Below are 19,599 nucleotides of genomic sequence, written 5' to 3'. Positions count from 1 at the left end.
ATGACAAAATATATTTTTGTAACCGGCGGTGTCGTCTCAGGCATCGGCAAAGGCATCAGCGCGGCGAGTATCGGCCGCTTGCTTAAAAACAGAGGCTTTAAGGTGTTTATGCAAAAATTCGACCCCTACTTAAATGTGGACCCGGGTACTATGAGTCCCTATCAACACGGGGAAGTCTTCGTTACCGCCGACGGCGCCGAAACCGACCTGGACCTGGGACATTACGAGCGCTTTATCGACGAAGAACTTACGAAATCCGCCTCCATTACCACGGGAAAAATATATTCCCGCGTCATTAAAAAAGAGCGTCGCGGCGATTACGACGGCGCCACTGTACAGGTTATTCCCCATATTACCGACGAAATAAAAAAGGCCGTCTATAAAGCCGGTACAGAAACAGACGCCGATGTGGTTATCACCGAAATCGGCGGCACAGTGGGGGATATTGAAGGCCTTCCATTTATCGAGGCCATTCGCCAAATCCACTCGGAAAGTGCGGTAAACGACGTGCTCTATGTGCACACCGTGTTGATACCCTCTATCCCGGGAAGCGACGAGCTTAAGACCAAGCCCACACAACACAGCTTTAAGCAATTAATGAGCCAAGGGATCAAGGCAGATATCATCATTACGCGAAGCGACGGGGAAATCGATGAGTCCATTCGCAATAAAATTTCCCTCTTCTGTGACGTCCCCAAAGAAAATGTTATCGAATCCCGCCATGTGGATTTAATCTACGAACTACCCAATGTGTTCCGCGATCAAAAACTCGACGAGATCATTATGGATCACCTGAAGTTGGAAACGAAAGAAAACAAATCCGACGATTGGGTTTCCATGGTGGAACACTTTAAAAAAGCGGAAGGTGCCGTAGATGTGGCCATCGTAGGGAAATACATCCAACTTCACGACGCCTACCTTTCCGTGTCCCAAGCTCTTTTGGATGCGGGCTACGAACTGGGACGCCTCGTGAACATTCATTATGTGGATGCGGAAGAGCTTACAGACGATGCAAAAACCGAAGAGATCCTTAAGAAAATGGACGGCATTCTCGTCCCCGGCGGCTTCGGCGAACGCGGCGCGGAAGGAATGGTGCGCGCATCGAAATTTGCGAGAGAGCATGAAATTCCCTACTTCGGCATTTGCCTCGGCATGCAAATCGCCGTCATCGACATTGCGAGAAACCTTGCAGGCCTTAGAGATGCTCACTCCACTGAATTTGAAGTGAACACCCCCTATCCCGTCATCGATCTTATGGATTCCCAAATCGGCGTGGAAAGCTTGGGCGGCACCCAACGTCTCGGCAACTATCCCTGCCATTTAAAAGAAGGCAGCAAAGCCCGGGAACTTTACGGGGAAGAGCATATTCAAGAGCGTCATCGTCACCGCTACGAATTCAATAACGAATACAGAGGAAAGCTTCGAGAAGCGGGCCTTCAAATCGTCGGCATTAACGACGATCTGGATCTCGTGGAAATTATCGAGCTGGATACGCCGGGTTACTTTGTGGCCTGCCAGTTCCATCCGGAATTTAAATCCCGCCCCAACCATATCCATCCCCTATTCCACGGTTTTGTAGAAGCCGCCATGGAGCGTCGAGACCGTTGAGGGAGCGCTGGGAACTATACGACGAAGAAGATAAGCCCACAGGCGAGGTCATCTACCGGGGCGAGCGAATCCCGAAAGGCCGCTTCCACCGCGTCGTGGAGGCGTGGCTCCGCACGGGGGACGGGAACTTCATCTTGCAGAAGCGATCCAAGAAAAAGAAAAACTATCCGGGCTTTTGGTCCTGCACAGCCTGCGGAAGCGTGCAGGAAGGGGAAGGGCCCGAGGAAGCCATGATCCGGGAAATGGAAGAGGAAATGGGAATCATCCTTACTCGGGAAGAGCTGAAACTGGATCGCGTCATCAGCGAATTTCCCGCCCATTACTATATTTATAAAGTGGAAAAAGACGTCAAAGAAGAAGATATCGTCATGGATCCCGAGGAAGTGGAGGACTTTATCTTTTTAACCGCCGATCAACTGCCCCGCTGGATCGAAGAAAAAAACATGACAAAACTCGCTTATTACGACGACTTTTTTGAAAATTGGGCAAAAAAATAGGTTCACTCTACAAAGTGAACCTGTTTTTATTTAATACATGGGCACGGTGTACGTCCAAAGGGCGAGGCACGGTTCCTCGGAGGTGTTGATGTAAGTATGCAGCGAGGTGGCATCGAAGGCGATACTGTCGCCGGATTGAATATCGTAGGGAATATCGTCGATGACGACGGTAAGGCTGCCGGAGAGGACGAAACCGAACTCTTGCCCTTCGTGGCTGGATAAGACGGCATCTTCCCAATTCTTCGTGGGCTCAAAACGCATCTCCACCACCTGGTAGTGAATATGTTTCGGCGGCGAGAGCACGCGCACCCTTCGATGCATTTCCTTTTCGTCGATCATCTTGTGCTCCCCGCAGCGATAGATGACCGGGCGTTTGTGCGAGGGGACATCGTCGAAAAAATCGCCCATGGTCGTGTGCAAAGCATCGACGATGCGAAGCATGGCATTGACGGAAGGGGACACGAGATCCCGTTCGATCTGGCTGATGAGGCCGGTTGAAAGATCGGCCGCATCGGCCAATTCCTTAATACTCATGCCGAGCTCTTTACGCATCACGCGGATTTTATGGCCGGAAAACTTCCTCGACATAAGACACCTCCCTTAAAATAATATATTAAACATAGTATACCATAAATTTAAGGGCGCGCCACAGAAGGATCCGATCCATGAGAGAAAAGGATTATGCTATAATAAAACGAAATAGGAGGTAGATCCATGGATAGAGAAAAAATACTGGTCGTCGATTTCGGCGGTCAATACAATCAGCTGATTACCCGACGGGTACGGGAAAAAAACGTCTACGCGGAAGTGGTACCCTATCAAAAAGCATGGGAAGCCATTAAGCGTGAAAAACCCATCGGACTCATTTTTACGGGAGGGCCCAATAGCGTTTACGACGACAAAAGCCCGGACATCGATTCTGAAATTTTCGAGCTCGACATCCCCATCTTAGGCATATGCTACGGTATGCAACTCGTGGCGAAAAACCTGGGCGGCGTCGTGGAAAAATCCGATCGCCGCGAATTCGGAAAGACCAAGACCATGGTGGATCCGGCGAGCAAACTCTTCGACGGCCTGCAAGTGGAACAAACCACCTGGATGAGCCACATCGACTACGTAAAAGAGCTGCCGGAAGGCTTCCGCACCGTCGCCTCTACGGACAGCTGCCCCGTGGCGGCCATGGAAAACCGCGATAAAAACATATACGCCATCCAATTCCACGCCGAAGTGAACCATACGGAAAACGGACATGATATGATCGACAACTTCCTGAAAAAAGTGTGCGGCGCTAAAGGCGATTGGAACATGGAAGATTACGCCAAAGAAGCCAAAGCGGCCATACAGAAAAAAGTTGGCGATCAAAAAGTCGTCCTCGCCCTTTCAGGCGGCGTGGACTCCTCCGTATGTGCCAAACTCCTGGCAGACGCCATCGGCGATCAACTTACCTGCATCTTCGTCGATCACGGCCTTATGCGTAAAGACGAAGGCAAAGAAGTAGAAGAAGCCTTTAAAGATACGGGCATGCACTTCGTCCACGTGGACGCCAAAGACCGTTTCTTAAATCGCTTAAAAGGCGTGGTGGAACCGGAACAAAAACGTAAAATCATCGGCGAAGAATTTATCCGCGTCTTTGAAGAAGAAGGCAAAAAAATCGGCGCCGTGGACTTCTTGGCCCAAGGCACCATCTATCCCGACGTCATCGAAAGCGGGGCGGGCGATGCGGCGGTTATCAAAAGCCACCACAATGTAGGCGGCCTTCCCGCTGTCGTAGATTTCAAAGTCTTAATCGAACCCCTTCGCGATCTCTTTAAAGACGAAGTAAGAAAACTCGGCGAAACCATCGGACTGGATCCGAAACTCGTTTGGCGCCAACCCTTCCCGGGACCGGGCCTCGCCATTCGCGTAATCGGCGAAATTACCGAAGAAAAACTCGACATCCTGCGGGAAGCCGATTATATCTTCCGGGATGAAATCGCAAAAGCCGGCATGGACCACGATATCAATCAATACTTCGCCGTCTTAACCAATAATAGAAGCGTCGGCGTTATGGGCGACTTCAGAACCTACGATTACACATTGGCCCTTCGCGCCGTCACCACCTCCGACTTTATGACCGCCGATTGGGCGCGCATCCCCTACGAAGTGCTGGATAAAGTGAGCGTGAGAATTGTCAACGAAGTGGAACACATTAACCGCATCGTCTACGACATAACCTCGAAACCCCCGGCAACTATTGAATGGGAATAGTCGCAAAATTTTATAAAATGGCTTAATTATAAGCTATAAAGACAATGAAAAATAGCCACTGGTACTCAAATGGTACTGGAAGTAAAAAAGAATAAACTAAATAATAGTTCCAAGTGGTTTACATTTGGACAAAAAAAGGTTCTAAAATATCCATTGGGGAGTCATCTCCTCAGTGGATATTTTTGTGCAAAAAGATAGCACTTGTTTTCCCAATCACCTAAAATTAAATCACCACAACATAATAAAAGGGGGGGAAACAAGTGCACAGTCATATTAACACATTACTTTTAGGAATCCAAGATGTTGAGGTCATGGATGTTTCAGAAGATAAACATCGCATTGTTATTGATTGCAAGCCCATCCACGATCGGGTGTATCCTCACTGCGGCTCGTGCCATGCGTAGGTACACGATCACCGGGAGCAGGTGCTTCGGGATGCTCCGATGCGTCGAAAACATGTCTTTCTTCGTGTGCGTAAAACCCGTTATGATTGCAAGGATTGCGGAATGCGCTTTGAAGCACCTCTTTCCTTTGCTGCCAAGGGCAAGCAAATGACGAAGCGTTTAATTGCTTATGTGGTGGATGCGTTTAAGGATATTCGATCGGTTGCCGAGCTTTCGAAGGAGGTCGGTATTTCATTGACGAGTATTTTTCGTATTGTATCGTGTTTATTTATACCGCGTAAAAGATTACCTCGTGTCTTTTGTATGGATGAATTTAAGGGCGACAGTGGTGGGAGCAAGTACCAAACGACTTTAGCTGACGGAGAAGCTAGAGAAATTGTGGATATTCTTCCCACTCGCTATGGCAAGGATTTAGCCGACTATTTTTCTTCCATCGATCGTGAGGAACGACAAGGGGTTGAAATCTTTGTCAGCGATATGTGTAGCACGTTTAAAGCTGTTAAGGAGAATTTCTTTCCGCAAAGTACCCATGTCATCGACCGGTACCATTTCATTCGTCAAATCCATTGGGCGTTGGAAAATGTTAGGAAGCGGGAACAGAAACGGATGACGGTGACGGAAAGGAAATGGTTTAAAAGGAGCCGCAGTCTATTGAAGAAGCCGGCGAAGCACTTAACAGAAGACGAGAAGAACCTTGTCGCCATCATGCTCGAAAAGAGTGATGCCATTCGGACAGCTTATATCTTAAAAGAAGGTTTTTATACCTACGTCCTTTCACAACAAAACAAAACCTCTGCCATGACAGCCCTGAGGCAATGGATGGACGATGCCGAAAAGAGCGGACAAAAAGAATGGCGCTACTGCTTGCGTGCTTACAGAAACTGGTTCGATGAGATTACCAACAGCTTTGACTATCCCTGGAATAACGGTTATGTAGAAGGAATACACAACAAGATTAAGACAGTGAAGCGTGTCGCTTTTGGCATGCGCAACTTTCATCATTTCAGAACCAAGTTACTCTTGGTCTGTGCGGAAGACGAGTGATTTAAGATCTACGGGAAAACAAAAAGGAGCCTAGTTTTCACTAGACTCCCCAATGGTTGACATAGAACCAAAAATAACAAAGAAATTACTGCTAATGTTGTTTGCATTTTCCAAAAAGATTCAGGGAAAACAAAATATAGGATTATTACAGTTTATCCAGATAAGAGGTGATTTAATGAAAGAATTAGATGTTGTAAGATTGAAAGATGATTACAAAGAAATAAGTCAAGGGACAAAGGGAACTATTGTTTTACTTTATGATGATAAAAATTGTGAAGTTGAATTTTTTGATAAAGATGGAGATACGATAGATGTAGTCATGACTCCTTTAAGAAAATTAGACCTAATAGAGTCATTCTAATAGAATTTAAACCATTGTAAATAGAGCTTGTAAAAAACAATCGTACAAGCTCTATTCTTATATCTATTTGAAAAAACAACTTTGTTAAGCACCATGTCTTCTATCATTAAGTTACAAAGGACAGGGTAATTTCAGCAACAGGACTAAGGAAATCTAATTTTTTAATTTGAGAAGTTATATTATGATTTTTCTTAAAGATCACATTTATGAAATTATATTTTCTTCCGGTACCGGGACGGGACTAAAATCTGAAAACGTCCTATAACTACATGAGTTCAGTGATATTTAAAAAATAGAATCTAGTATTGTGAATGGTTTGAGAAATATCGTACAGTTGGAAAAGAAGAACGAGAGTAAAAGTAAATAAAAGCAAATGACCGTAGCTTAAGGAAGTCGCGGTCATTTTTTTGCTAAAAATTTTCCGAAGAAACGGAGCTATTTACCTATTTTAGATGATTAAAACAACTGGAGCTTTTAGATAAATAAAATGTAAAAAGAACCTGGTCTTCTGTTTTATAGGAGGGTAAGATATAAAATAATAGAGATTTTAATCTTAGAAAGGAAGGATGCCATGGCAAATGTCGGCTTATGGCAGCTTTTGTGGCTGTTTTTTATTTACTCATTTTTAGGATGGGTCACGGAAGTTTTTTTGAAATACTTGCAGTATCATCGCTTCATTAACAGAGGCTTCCTCATCGGGCCCTATTGTCCCATTTACGGCGCCGGAGCCGTTTTGATTACAGTAGGGTGTGGGATGCTCTCTTCTTTCGAGCGTTCCTGGGCCATGAGTTTTCTCATCGCCTTCGTTCTTTGTGGCCTGTTGGAATATGCTACGAGCTACATACTGGAAAAATATTTTCACGCCCGCTGGTGGGATTACACTCAAAAGCCTATGAACCTTCACGGCCGCGTATGGATCGGCAATCTGATCCTCTTCGGCCTGGGAGGCGTCGCTATTGCGGAAATATTGAACCCTCGATTCCTCGCCATGGCATCGCGATTTGAACCGATCTTTTTTAGCGCCCTTTTAACGGCCGTTTCCATCCTTTTCCTTGCCGACGTCTTGATGAGTTATTTCATAATGAATCTCTTGAAACGAGGGGTGGAAGAGAGCCGATCGAATAAAAGCGAAGAGATCGCCGCCGAAGTCCGCTACCTCCTGGAAAACCGCTCCGTCTTCCATAAGCGGATTATGGACGCTTATCCCGAGCTGACCTTCCGTACGGAAGAGGTAAAGGCGCGACTGGAGCGTATTCGTAAAGAAGGGGAGGCCATTCGCCTTCTAGCCGAAGAAAAAGTCGAAGTTCTCGAGGAAAGAACACTCGCCGGTCGGGAAGCTGCCCGCAAAAACCTTACGACGACATGGAGCTTGCAGCGGGAGATTATAGAAAAGCAGGATGAGATTATCGACTTACTTAAAAAAGGAGATGCAGGCGATATTCAAATGCTGGAAGAAGCCGTTAACGGGAATAAAGAAATTATTGAAAATAGAGAGCGCCGTTATCGGCTGTTGAAAAATGAGTAAAAAGAAATCCCCAAAAATCGAAAAGATCGGTTTTGGGGATTTTTCCTTGTAAAGTGGAGAGAATGATATAATCAAAATTAGTCAGCACTTTATCATGAAGGAGTTCACATGAAACGATTAAATGCATACTACGAATCTGGAGTTCGTAAATTTATAGATGATAGTCCTGAGACCATCCTGGGGATTATTACGGGAAATGATGCGTCGGAAAGTACGAGGCTACTTCAAAAGAATACTTGGAAAGAAGAAATCGAGATTTTGAAAAGAGAACTCGCTGCGCTCCCTTTAAAAGATGAAGATTCCAGAATTCTATTCGAATACACTATTCCTCGCATGGGCAAGCGTGTGGATGGCATCGTCTTATATCAAAACATTATCTTTGTTTTAGAGTTTAAATGTGGTAGCGAATATTATTACAGCGGAGATTATGATCAAGTATATGACTACGCTCTAGATCTAAAAAATTTCCACGAGGAGAGCAGGGACAGGCTGATCGTTCCCATTTTAATAGCGACGGAAGCTCCCGCTGTTGAGAAGAAGTTAAAAGTAGAAAGTGGAGTTGTCGAGCCGCTGAAGTGCAATAGTTCTGAGATCGGGAAGCTAATCGAAGAAATTTCTTCTCGCTTTTCGCAGGCACCATTTTCTTATGAAGACTGGATCGAGAGCGCCTATCGTCCTACGCCGACTATTATCGAAGCAGCTCAAGCTCTTTATACCGATCACGATGTAGAGGATATTACGCGAAACGATGCCGGAGCTAAGAACATCACCATCACCACCGATGCCATTAATAAGATCATCGACGAAAGCAAGCAGAACCGAAGAAAGTCTATTTGTTTCGTTACAGGCGTTCCCGGAGCGGGTAAGACGTTGGTCGGCCTCAATCTAAGCACGCAAAGAGCGGATGCAAAAGAGGGAGAGCACGCGATCTTTTTAGCGGGGAATTACCCTTTGGTACAGGTTTTAAAAGAGGCATTGGTAAGAGATAAAATAAGCCACCTAGAGATTCAGGGAATAAAAGCAAAAAAAAGCGACGTTCGGCGTTCCGTCGATGCCTTTATACAAATTATACATAAGTATCGGGATTCTTTCGTAAATAATGACAAGGTTCCGCCGGAGCACGTGGTGATATACGACGAGGCGCAGCGATCGTGGAATGCTGAAAAAATTGCACGTTTTATGAAAGATAAAAAAGGGATTACGGATTTCCCTTATAGCGAGCCGGAATTTCTCATTAGTACATTGGATCGCCATCGAGATTGGGGAGTTCTCGTCTGCTTAGTGGGAGGGGGCCAAGAGATACACGACGGAGAAGGGGGACTGCCGGAATGGTTCCGTGCCCTAAATCATCGTTTTAAAGACTGGGACGTTTATGTATCTTCTGATTTAAAAGAAGAATACGTCATCGGCAATACCTGGGAAGGTATGACGAAGGATTTAAATATAACCACTTTAGAAGATCTTCATCTTTCTGTTTCGCTGCGCTCATTTCGATCGCCAGATATGGCCGATTTTATTAAATCCATGCTCGATCTCGACGAGGAAAGGGCCAAAGAAAGTTACGCTAAAATTCGCAGCCAATACTCTATCATGATAACGAGAGATTTAGATCGGGCCAAGGAATGGGTACGTGCAAAAGCGAGAGGATCTCAGCGCTACGGACTCCTCGCCACGAGCGGTGCCTTGCGCTTAAAGCCTGAAGGGATCTTCGTAAAGAATAAAATCGATGTGAGTCATTGGTTTTTAAACGGGAAAGAAGACGTGAGGTCTAGCTACGCTCTAGAAGATGTGGTGACGGAATTCGATGTACAAGGGTTAGAGCTCGATTATGCCATCGTAGCGTGGGATGCAGACTTGCGATTAGTTGACGGAAAATGGGAGTATAAATTATTCAAAGGTTCTAGATGGATCAATAAAAATAAGCGAGAAGATCAGCTTTATCTTAAAAACTCCTATCGCGTACTGTTGACACGCTCTCGCCAAGGGATGATCCTTTTTATTCCGAGGGGAAGTGAAAGCGACCAAACGAGACAGAAAGCTTTTTACGACGGAACTTACGAGTATTTAAAGGGAATAGGGATAGAGGAAATTTGATATGTGGTCAGGCCTAGGGAGGAGAGGGCTGTTTATAAAATTAGATGTTTGACTTAGTCTATAGAATAGATTTGAGACTTAGACCGCAGGCTATATTGAAATGACCCTATCGACGTTATTTTCAACGGAAATACATACCACTAGATAGTAGGTGAGATAAATGGACAAGGCATATGATGAAAAGAACAATAGAATGGTTTATGCAGTAGAATCGGCGAGGGATATAAAAGCCAGTGAACGATTCTATTTCCGTTACCGGTGTATTTGCTGCGAAGAGTACGTTACCCTAGCAGCTGCAAACAGCAAGACTACGACACCTTACTTTAAACATAAACGAGGTGGCGATCACGAACTATGCGAAGCCTATACGGGGAATGTGCAGGCGGGTGATTTTGAAAGGATAAGAAAGAAATTACAAAATCATCGACAAGTCCTGTACTTTAATACATACCGTTCGAAACTTGAATTTGGCATCAAGTTCAGTGCTGAAGAAATAGATGAGTTTTATAAAGCGAATAAGCGAGTGGATATTTATACGATCCCGAGAAGAGATCTTATTCTCTCTACATACATTACGCCGAAAACGTTTAAGCCGGAGACGAGACACTTTTTCGAGATTAATAAATCGGCTTTAAAATACGAACTCTGTATAGGCGAAACAACATCTATTATTAGTACCTTTACTAATGATGCAGGGTTCTATTTTTTCAGAGAAACTTTAAAAAAAGAAAAATTTAAAAAGATAGAGGGAGACGTTCTCTACTTAAAGACGACCTACCTTGTGCTGTCAACTGATCGCAATAAACTTAAAAAATTAAAAAAATTCAATGAGGTTACTTGCATCGACGGAATCTCAAAGTATTCAATTCTTGGGAAAGTTTTTTACGGATTAAAAGTAGTTATTATCGAAAAAAGCCGAAGTTTAAATGAGTTTTTAGGTCAATATACTATTGAAAAGTTGGAGTCTCTTTATCTCTTGTGGCCGCCATCTAAAATGGTTGACGAACACTTTGTGACTGATCAAGATTCAATCTATGTAAAATCTAGTTTTCCGATCGAGGAATTTAAGAACACAGAGTGCTCCTCATACATGCAGTTGAAAGAATCGTCAAGTATTACAAGGATGAGTTTATTTGATAGGATTTATATTCATGAAAAAAACGTAAACTTTACGATTTTAAGAAAGAGCGTGCAGAACCAGGAGAATCACTATTCGGAGATCGAAGAAAACTTAGCGACACGCTGTAAAGTGTTGGACATTATGAATGAAGATCCGCAAGAGCTGGATGGGCCTTTTGCAATCTTACAGGACTACGAATTTTACTTATTCGAGAAAGGCTGCAGACTCTTATCGCCCGGAGAGGAAATAAACCTATCCAAAGACTCTGTAATAATCGGCTATAAAAATCGACATCCGAGGAAAATAATATTACCGAAAGGGCGCCGTAAGATTTCTAAAGAAGATTTGTTGCTTGATATTCTTCGCTACTATCCTAAAGAAGAATTTTGTGATCCTGAGAACTTAGAAAAACTAAGTTATAGAGATTATATGTCCCCTTACATGGAACGTTGTAAGAAAAGGGGAAGAATCAATAGCGTGGTGAAGAGCTATCTGGAGGAGGGAAGACTATGAAATCGATAGAAGCGTTAACAGATGTGCAATGGCAATATATTTGTTCTAAAATTCCTGCATATCTTGCGAAAGATTTTTTTAACAAGCATCCAAAAGACTTTCAGAGACTGGAAAAGGGGTTTCGTGCTAAATCATTATCCGATCGACAAGTAGAAAATATCTTAGTTCGTCATCGTCGTGATCCGTTTATAAGAATTTTTCTCATTAGATTTATCGAGATAGAGATTGAACATATTACGACGACATCGGGTCAACAAGAAGAGGATTACGAGATTTATATTGAACGTCTTTCCGACTCAATATTTTCTGAAAAAGTCGATTTGTTTTATCAATTGATAGAAGAAGAGCCGTCGAAAGAGTATATTCAGTTGATGGGAGCGGCCATTCGTCGCGAAAAGCATTATACATCTCAATTGAAAGAGATGAACAAAGAAAAGAGCAGGGAAGATCGCGAACGGGAAGATGTTATTCAATCGCTGGAAAATGAGTTACTTAGCGGAGAGCAAGAAGAAATCAAGCTGAGAGAAAGCTTCAATGAGCTTGAAGCGCGGCTGAAAGGCTACGAAGAAAAAGGAGATCAAAAAGACGAGGTTATAGTGAATCTGTCATCCGCTGTAGAAGAGTTGAAAGAAGAGTGGGATCACTATAAAAACAAAGAGGGAGAAACGGTTAAACGTTTAGAAGAGACGCTCTTATACTGTGAAGATTTAGAGGAAAAATTCAAAAAACTCCGGGCCCATACCTTGCAGTTGGAAGAATCTATGGGAGTTTTAAGAAAAGAATATGGTCAAACGGTTGAGGATATGCAAGTTCTTTTAGAATCTTATCGTAAAGATGAAAGATCAGATCAAGGAGCGAATCGTTTAGAAGTTTCATTGCAATGGCCTCATAAGGAACCTGTACGACCGCAGGAAATGGAAATATTTGAAGAGTTTTTCGAGTACAATCTCAAAAGTATGGGGTTTAAGGAGTCAGATCCAACCTATGATCTATTCTTGCAATACATAGAATCTGTAGCTTTTACAGGAGTTCCTCTATTGGTAAAGACCTTCCAGGGCATCAACCTGGCAAATTGCTTAGCAAACACCCTGAGCGGGAAATCGACCGCCGTCTCCATCCATTATTCCTACGAAATGTCACTTATCGATTTCAAATCTCTACTGGATAATTTATCTGAACGAGTGTGGTGCATACATAATGTTATCGGTAGCGCGGAAGAGCTTAATTTATTGACGCTTCTCAGCCATTATCGTGACAAAATAATAATCGTGACGTATCCTGCAGAAAGAACATTATTTTACGTTCCGCCGGAAGTTCTAAATTATGCTCACTATATAAATTTCGACGGTTATGATTTTATGGCGAAAAGCCAGAAATTGAAAGAAGATCCTTCCGCTTTAGAGGAGGATATTTACGAAGAAGATGAAAAAACCGTTGTCGCTAAAAAGCAATCGATTCTACTTGAAATCGGGAAAGAATGCGGATTAAGCGAAGAGGTCGTGCGATCTATGATTACATCCTTAGAAGATGGAGACGCCCTCGATGCAACTCTATTATTTACCCTTTTACCTTATACATCGAAAGTTTTAGGTATTAGTCCCTATGTGGAATCAAAAAGGCTGGATCAATACGCAGGTGTTAACGGAAAGAGCCTACAGAAGAAAAGTATGTTGGAGTGGTTTGGCAAATGAATGAACTTTTAAAAGTAATGGCTAAGGATATGGATCTTCAATTTTATGATGACGAATCCCTTTCATCCTACGCCTATCGAATCATCTATTCTGCTCTCGGCTTGTGGTGTCTTCACTCTGCAGCATCTATAAGAGAAGGTACTTATGGCATGAGTAAAAAAGGACTTACACGGGCGGTGAATGACTTATTGAAAGAATATCTGGACCTTGCTCGTGAATCTGAAGAGTTTCTAGTGCACTCGCCTTATTTTAATCTGGGGCAGTTCATACGGAATGTGTATGAGGAGACAGGCTATATCATAACTCTCGAGAACAATCGCGACATTTTAAATACCGGTCAAGAGACCATTTCGATATCAAAAAATCTACACCTGCATTTAGGTCTGCCCGATACGGATTATAAAATAAGCGGTCTGGGCATCTATACGTGCGAATCCGGACGGCCCATCTTTTTGTACGATCTTTTGATAAGAGACGACCTGTCTCCCCGTCAATACGTAGCCTTGTACTATGATCCGCTAGATTTTAAGCCGTGTCCCTTTGGAGACCTTTTATTCTTTGACATAGAATCAAATGAAAAACTGAGTCGCTCCTGGAGAAGAGCTCTGAAATCAAGAGTAGGTATAGCAAAAAGCTCGGACGACAACACGATTTACCGTGTAATGAAGAGTGACCGAGGCAAGCTTTTTTATGCCCCGATGCCTCCGAATAGAGCGGGAGAAGAGCACATGTCGGGGTTTGAAGACCGACGTCTCTACATTGCATTAAAATACTGTCTCGGACACCCGATGATCGCAACGTTTCAAAAAATTGATCGACAATACACCCAACTCATAATTAACGGAGATCTACCCAACAGGGAGTATTATTTTCTGCTATTGAGTGCGTGGCCGAAAAACGGATTTACCGATCGCCATGAGTTTATTATGGAAAATACGATGGTTGAATTGTGCACGGAAATGTTGAAGAGATTAGGATACAGTATTGAACAATAAAAGGTGTAAATGATTTCTCGTGGCTTAAGGTTAGGAAATGGGGTGGATAAGGAATTTGAAATTAATGGCTGTGTTATAGTTTCTCCCAATATAACATATGATGATTTTTGGGATGCCTTTATCGGTTTTGTGGAATCGAAGGGTATTATATTTGGGCGAACGACAGCCGAGGAGAGCATGTCATGGATGATCTGTAGTCTGTTTTTAAATTTTTACAAACTAAGCCCTTCGGGGCTTTTTTTCTTCACCACATAATCGTAAAATTATCTACATTGCAATAAATTTAGGTTTATTTTTGTTTAAAGGGTATAATAAAGCCAAATCATGTACGTGTTATAGATAGGGGGTTTTTATGGATAATGAAATAAAGCGTGAGGGTGGTTTCCATTACGCCTGGGTGATTTTAGTGGTAGCGACTTTTGTTTTGGGCGTCTACGTGCCCGTGGTGAATTCCCTATCCAACAGCTGGCAGATCGCCGTCACCAACGAGCTCGGCTTCTCCAGAACGGCTTTTTCTTTTACGGGCACCATTACCCAGGCCGTGGGGATTTTTCTGGGGCCTGTTATTTCGGTGATTCTTACGAAATATAATTTTAAGCGGATTTGGACGGGGGCGGCCATTACTTTCGGCCTCGCCGTCTTCGGCTATTCCTTGGCGCAAAGTAAATTTCACTTTTACGCCCTGGGCCTCGTCGTAGGCGCCGCCTACATTACCACGGCGCAAATTCCCATGATGATGCTCATCAACAACTGGTTTTCGGAGAAAAAAGGCCTCGCCACCTCCATTGCCGTGTCGGGAATTTCCGCAGGGGGCGCTCTTTTAAGCCCGCTTATTAATCGACTGATCGCCGGCGTAGGCTGGAGAATGTCTTATCGGGTGTACGCCCTTATTATTCTCGCTCTTGCCGTAGTGTTCGGTTTCTTTTTGATTTATTTGCGGCCGGAAGACAAGGGATTGAAGCCCTACGGCTATAAAGGGGAAGATGAGGAGTTGGCGAACCCTTCTGTGGATTCCAATAAATCTCTAAACGTCGGGCTATCCATCAGCGCATCTCTTTCCTGCAGCTTTTTTATTTTCCTTCTCTTAGGTTCGGTTATGAACGGTCTGGCCAATGGCGCGTCCCTTCAGTTTCCGCCGGCCCTTCAGGAAGCTGCGGGCTTTCAAACGGCGGGCACGGTGGTGTCCATTTATCTCTTAATCGGCGTCTTCGGAAAGCTTTTATTGGGACGTATCGCCGATAAATACGGCATTTATCACGCCCTTATTTTCGGCGCCGGCACTCTGGCCTTAAGTTTTGTGTCCATGCTCTTTGCGGGGCAAGTGTGGGGACCTTGGCTCGTGGCCGTCGTTTTCGGCTTCGGGCTCGCCCTGGGATCGGTTCTGCCGCCCTTGGTCACATCCTCTATTTACGGGCGCACTATGTACGGAGAAGCCTACGGCTTTGTACAATCGTCCACCCAAATCGGTGCGGCTTTCGGCCCGCTCCTGGTGTCGTTTATTTTCGACTCTTCGGGAACCTATTACCTGGCTTGGCTCATCAACATCGGTCTTGCCGTCTTAACGGGCTTTTTCTGGTTCCTCGCACATAAAAATGCGGAACCTTTCCAAGGAAAAAGCGAAAAATAAAGGAGGCAGTTATGGAAAAATATATTCCTATTTTAAGGGATCTTATACAATTTAAATCGGTAAACGACGGCGAAGAAGAAGTCGCCCACTATATCGCCGATTTATTTAAGGATTACGACAATGTGGAGACGGAAATTGTAGACTCTTACCCGGGCCGCTCCAATGTGATCGTCAAATTGAAGGGCAAGGAAAAGGGCAAGATCTTCGCCGTTTCGGGGCACTTGGATGTGGTGGCTGCCGGAGAAGGTTGGACCCATCCGCCCTTTGAAGGGGTCATTGAAGGCAATAAAATGTACGGCCGCGGCACCTGCGATATGAAGGCCGGCGTGGCGGCGGGAATTTACATGCTTTTGGATATTATCGAATCGAAAACAGAGTTCGCCGGGGAAATCTGGTTTATCGGTACTGTCGGCGAAGAGGTGGGCATGCAAGGTGCCCTCGATTTAGTGGAAGGCGGCTATTTAAACGAGGTAGACGCCATTATCACCCCCGAGCCCACAAAGCGCGACGGGGAAAACCAGGGCATTTTCGCCTCCAAGGGCTCTATTATGTATGAAGTTCACTCGGCGGGGAAAGCCGCCCACTCTTCCATGCCGGAAATCGGCATTAACGCCATTATGGCGCTGGCGGATTTTATCCGTAAGGTGCAAGACGCATTCGACGCGGTAACCGCCGATCCCGCTCTTCAAAATAAAAACCTGGGCTCGACCCTCAATGTATTTTCTATGATCGAAGGGGGCGTGCAATTTAACTCCGTGCCGGACAAGGCCGTAGTAAAGGGCAATATTCGAACGGTACCGGAATTTGCATCGGAAGAAGCCATCGCTCTTTTGGAAAAAGCTATTGAAGAAAACAACCTAGACGAAAGCCGCGCCAAATTAAGCTTGGAACTTATTCAAGTGCTGGACCCGGCGGAAGCGTCCAGGGAAAACGACTTAATCGACGCCCTTATCGAATCGGCGCCGGATAAAAATGTAAAGATCAAGCCCTTGATCGGCACCTGCGAGCTCTCCCGCTTTATTCATATTTCAGACGATATTCAGCTCCTGGTCTACGGCCCGGGGCTTACCCAACAGGCCCATGTGGTGGATGAGTATATCGAGCTGGATGAATATGTGGATACGATCCGCATCTTTAAAGACACGGCCCTTACATTTTTGGCAAAATAATTCATGACAAATTTCACTCGAAAGAAAGCCCCGGATCAGCGTTTTTCGCTCCACGACGCACGCATTATCGCCATGGAACGGCGAGGAGACGATCTTTTCCTAAAGACGGATTACGGCTACGCCGATATTGAAAAAAATGACGGGGTGAACGGCGATCTTTTAATAACCGGTGTTTCCTTCGACGATTCCTATGTTTATATGATCGATTTCGGGAGAGTGGAAAATATAGGGCGCTTTTCAGGGGAAAAAATGACCCTGGAGGATTTTCTTCCCCGTTTCGAAGAAAGCGCCGCCATCGAAATCTACAGCGAATACGACGGCTTTCGCTCCTATTATGTAAACGGCTTTTACTGGTTGGGCGAGGAAGTGAAGGAAATGACCATGGATTTTTATTTTACGGGCTCCGTAGAATATGTAGTTTATGAATAAGTGCAATAAAAAAGCGACCCGAGGGTCGCTTTTGCTTTTAGTTGTCGAGACCGGCCACGTCGAATAACTCGTCGGCGATTTCTTCGAATTCTTCTTTGATTTGTTCAACGCCTTTTACCTTGGTGTCGTCTAAATCGTCGACTTCCGGTTTGGCGAGCATTTCTTCGAAATAGGCCACAGTTTTCGCCATGTCGTTGCCCGTTTGATCCAAGGTGTTCTTAATATACTCTTCGTCGTTGGTTCTCAGTTGATTGTCCTTGTCGATGAAGTTATAGAAAGTATCCATTACCTTGCCGTCTTTTGTGGAAAGATAGGCCACGGTCTTGTAACCTTCGGCGTTTTCTTCTCCTTCGTAGAGGTAGTAATCGCCGTTTTCGTCGGTCATTTTGTAGATGGTGCCCTTGGCGTCGTTGTCGTCAAGCTTTTTAACTTCTTCCATGCCTTCTTTGTATTTGGCAAGGTCGAAGGTACCGCTTGTGGTATCTACTTTTGCTCTGAAAGCGTTGACGGCATCTTCTGCCCCGTCGGCAGCGTTTTTGGCAGTATCTTCGGCTTGGTTAATGGCTTCGTTGGCCGCCTGCTCCGCTTTATTGGCTGCCGCTTGGGCGTTATTGGCCGCCTGTTCGGCTTTGTTGCCGCAGCCTGCGAGGGTTAAGGTAAGTGCTAAGGCGAGAGCGCCTGTTTTAAGTGTGCGTTTCAAATAAATTCCTCCTAGAATAATGTACTGTTAATGGTGTAAAACAATATCTTTTTACAAGCTATAGTTAATATATACCTCTTTTGGGGCTATTTAAACATGTGGACGGGAATTCATCTCTTTATATTGGCAATGACATGGATCCGTTGACTTTATAAGGTCTAGGATTTAAACTGAATAAAGATATTTAAACCAAATGAAATGCTATTTTGGCGCATGGATTTGTGCGCTTATACCTATACACTACATAAAGGAGACATGGATGTTACGAATTTTTACAGATGACGGCGCAGATCTAACCTTTATTATGCGCGAAACTTATGATATCCAGGTACTGCCCATCGGTTTAACCGACGGCGATCACGAATTTGAAGCGGGTCGTAGCATGGATGTGGATACTTTTTACGATAATATGCGTTCGGGTGTGCACTATTCCACCTCCCGCGTGTCGGCTCCCCTCATGGAATCCACTTTCCGGAAATACTTGGAGGCGGGAGACGAGATTCTCTATATCGCCCTGTCTTCAGCTTTATCCGGTACATGGGAAGGGGCGTCGTTGTTACAGCGAGAGCTGGAAAAGGAATATCCCGGGAAACTTCGGGTTATAGATTCTCGCGCTGCCAGCTTCGGCGAAGGTCTTTTAGCCATTAAGGCGTCTGTTTTAAGAAGCCGAGGAGAAAGTCTAGACAGTATAGTGGAGTATATCGAAAAAAATAAAACCGAAAGCTTCGAATTTTTTACCGTGGGAAGCTTAGATTACCTGCATCGCGGTGGCCGCGTGTCCAAGGCGACGAAAGTGGCCGGCGGCATGCTTCAGATTTTTCCGGTATTAGAAACCAACAAAGAAACCGGAGAATTAAAGGTAATCGACGTGCACCGGGGCCTCAAGGGGCTGTTTAAAAAGCTTAAAAACTATATGAACAGCAAGAGCGAAGGGGGCGTCTTCAATCCGAATCAGACGGTCTATGTCTATGGCGGCGATTGGGAGGAGCGAGTGGATGCCATTAAGCGCTTTTTAATCGATGAAATGGGCGTGAAGGAAGAAAACATCGTAACATCTCTTCGCGTCGGGAGCATTATTGGCGCCCACACCGGCCCTGAGATCGCTATCGTGACCTTCGGAGGGGTAATCCACGATCTTTCTCTCGTGCCTGAAAGCTTATAAATTCATAATTCATGGAAAGAGCCGGCGGACGTCGGCCTTTTTTTATTGGGGAGGGCGCCGGAGGAGCGTCGCCATACGGGTCCTGCGATCGCTATCGTGACCTTCGGAGGGGTGATCGACGATCTTTCCCTCGTACCTGAAAGCTTATAAATTTATAATTCATGAAAAGGGCCGGCGGACGTCGGCCTTTTTTTATTGGGGAGGGCGCGGAGGAGCGTCGCCATACGGGTCCTGGAATCGCTATCGTGACCTTCGGAGGGGTGATCGACGATCTTTCCCTCGTACCTGAAAGCTTATAAATTTATAATTCATGAAAAGAGCCGGCGAACGTCGGCCTTTTTTTATTGGGGAGGGCGCCGGAGGAGCGTCGCCATACGGGTCCTGCGATCGCTATCGTGACCTTCGGAGGGGTG

Annotated in this window: 15 protein-coding genes and 1 pseudogene; 14 read left to right on the top strand and 2 right to left on the bottom strand. The window is 44.8% G+C overall.

Translation table 11 applies throughout. The features are described from left to right. Window positions 1-1,608 carry a CTP synthase gene (gene pyrG, locus PEPTYR26121_RS03575; RefSeq protein WP_180499311.1) on the top strand — a complete coding sequence of 536 codons (1,608 nt, stop codon included), beginning with the start codon at window positions 1-3 and terminating at the stop codon, window positions 1,606-1,608. Further along, complete coding sequence (locus PEPTYR26121_RS03570; RefSeq protein WP_180499309.1) at window positions 1,605-2,105, top strand: NUDIX hydrolase; 501 nt, start codon at window positions 1,605-1,607, stop codon at window positions 2,103-2,105. Before pyrG ends, PEPTYR26121_RS03570 begins: the two co-directional genes overlap by 4 nt. Window positions 2,106-2,135: 30 nt before the next feature. Here PEPTYR26121_RS03570 and PEPTYR26121_RS03565 read toward each other — a convergent pair whose 3' ends face one another. Then, on the bottom strand, window positions 2,136-2,693 hold the full coding sequence (locus tag PEPTYR26121_RS03565; RefSeq protein ID WP_180499307.1) for a helix-turn-helix domain-containing protein: 558 nt from the start codon (window positions 2,691-2,693) through the stop codon (window positions 2,136-2,138). 126 nt (window positions 2,694-2,819) lie between these two features. Between PEPTYR26121_RS03565 and guaA the strand changes: the two genes are divergently transcribed. The 11 genes and pseudogenes from guaA to PEPTYR26121_RS03510 all read left to right on the top strand — a co-directional run bounded on the left by guaA (window position 2,820) and on the right by PEPTYR26121_RS03510 (window position 17,324). Continuing rightward, window positions 2,820-4,352: a glutamine-hydrolyzing GMP synthase gene (gene guaA / locus PEPTYR26121_RS03560; protein WP_180499305.1), complete on the top strand. Its 1,533-nt coding sequence runs from the start codon at window positions 2,820-2,822 to the stop codon at window positions 4,350-4,352. A 416-nt stretch (window positions 4,353-4,768) separates the two neighbouring features. After that, window positions 4,769-5,800: pseudogene (locus PEPTYR26121_RS03555) on the top strand (ISL3 family transposase); the annotation flags it as partial. 175 nt (window positions 5,801-5,975) lie between these two features. Further along, on the top strand, window positions 5,976-6,161 hold the full coding sequence (locus PEPTYR26121_RS03550) for a DUF4926 domain-containing protein (RefSeq protein ID WP_180499301.1): 186 nt from the start codon (window positions 5,976-5,978) through the stop codon (window positions 6,159-6,161). A gap of 571 nt (window positions 6,162-6,732) precedes the next feature. Next, window positions 6,733-7,686, top strand: coding sequence for a putative ABC transporter permease (locus PEPTYR26121_RS03545; RefSeq protein ID WP_180499299.1), 954 nt, complete (start codon window positions 6,733-6,735; stop codon window positions 7,684-7,686). A gap of 108 nt (window positions 7,687-7,794) precedes the next feature. Beyond that, entirely contained in the window at window positions 7,795-9,780 is a 1,986-nt protein-coding gene (locus tag PEPTYR26121_RS03540) for a DUF2075 domain-containing protein (RefSeq protein WP_180499297.1), read from the top strand. 160 nt (window positions 9,781-9,940) lie between these two features. After that, a complete protein-coding gene (locus PEPTYR26121_RS03535; protein ID WP_180499295.1) occupies window positions 9,941-11,413 on the top strand; it encodes a hypothetical protein in 1,473 nt (490 codons plus the stop codon). Next, a complete protein-coding gene (locus PEPTYR26121_RS03530) occupies window positions 11,410-13,104 on the top strand; it encodes a hypothetical protein (RefSeq protein WP_180499293.1) in 1,695 nt (564 codons plus the stop codon). The genes PEPTYR26121_RS03535 and PEPTYR26121_RS03530 overlap by 4 nt, the downstream gene beginning before the upstream one ends. Further along, window positions 13,101-14,099 (top strand): hypothetical protein, encoded by a 999-nt coding sequence (locus PEPTYR26121_RS03525; protein WP_180499291.1) that lies wholly within the window; start codon window positions 13,101-13,103, stop codon window positions 14,097-14,099. Before PEPTYR26121_RS03530 ends, PEPTYR26121_RS03525 begins: the two co-directional genes overlap by 4 nt. Window positions 14,100-14,451: 352 nt before the next feature. Further along, window positions 14,452-15,726: an MFS transporter gene (locus PEPTYR26121_RS03520; RefSeq protein WP_180499289.1), complete on the top strand. Its 1,275-nt coding sequence runs from the start codon at window positions 14,452-14,454 to the stop codon at window positions 15,724-15,726. 11 nt (window positions 15,727-15,737) lie between these two features. After that, the gene (locus PEPTYR26121_RS03515) at window positions 15,738-16,895 is read left to right on the top strand and encodes an ArgE/DapE family deacylase (RefSeq protein WP_180499287.1); all 1,158 of its coding nucleotides are present in this window, start codon (window positions 15,738-15,740) and stop codon (window positions 16,893-16,895) included. 3 nt (window positions 16,896-16,898) lie between these two features. Further along, the gene (locus PEPTYR26121_RS03510; protein WP_180499285.1) at window positions 16,899-17,324 is read left to right on the top strand and encodes a hypothetical protein; all 426 of its coding nucleotides are present in this window, start codon (window positions 16,899-16,901) and stop codon (window positions 17,322-17,324) included. A gap of 37 nt (window positions 17,325-17,361) precedes the next feature. Here PEPTYR26121_RS03510 and PEPTYR26121_RS03505 read toward each other — a convergent pair whose 3' ends face one another. Next, a complete protein-coding gene (locus PEPTYR26121_RS03505; protein WP_180499283.1) occupies window positions 17,362-18,024 on the bottom strand; it encodes a hypothetical protein in 663 nt (220 codons plus the stop codon). A 259-nt stretch (window positions 18,025-18,283) separates the two neighbouring features. On the opposite strand from PEPTYR26121_RS03505, the gene PEPTYR26121_RS03500 reads away from it, so the two are divergent. After that, window positions 18,284-19,186, top strand: a complete 903-nt coding sequence (locus tag PEPTYR26121_RS03500) for a DegV family protein (protein WP_180499281.1) — start codon at window positions 18,284-18,286, stop codon at window positions 19,184-19,186. Window positions 19,187-19,599: the final 413 nt, after the last annotated feature.

This window comes from Aedoeadaptatus nemausensis, assembly GCF_903819165.1.
Lineage (GTDB): Bacteria > Bacillota > Clostridia > Tissierellales > Peptoniphilaceae > Aedoeadaptatus > Aedoeadaptatus nemausensis.
This window is presented reverse-complemented; position numbering and strand designations above follow the sequence as displayed.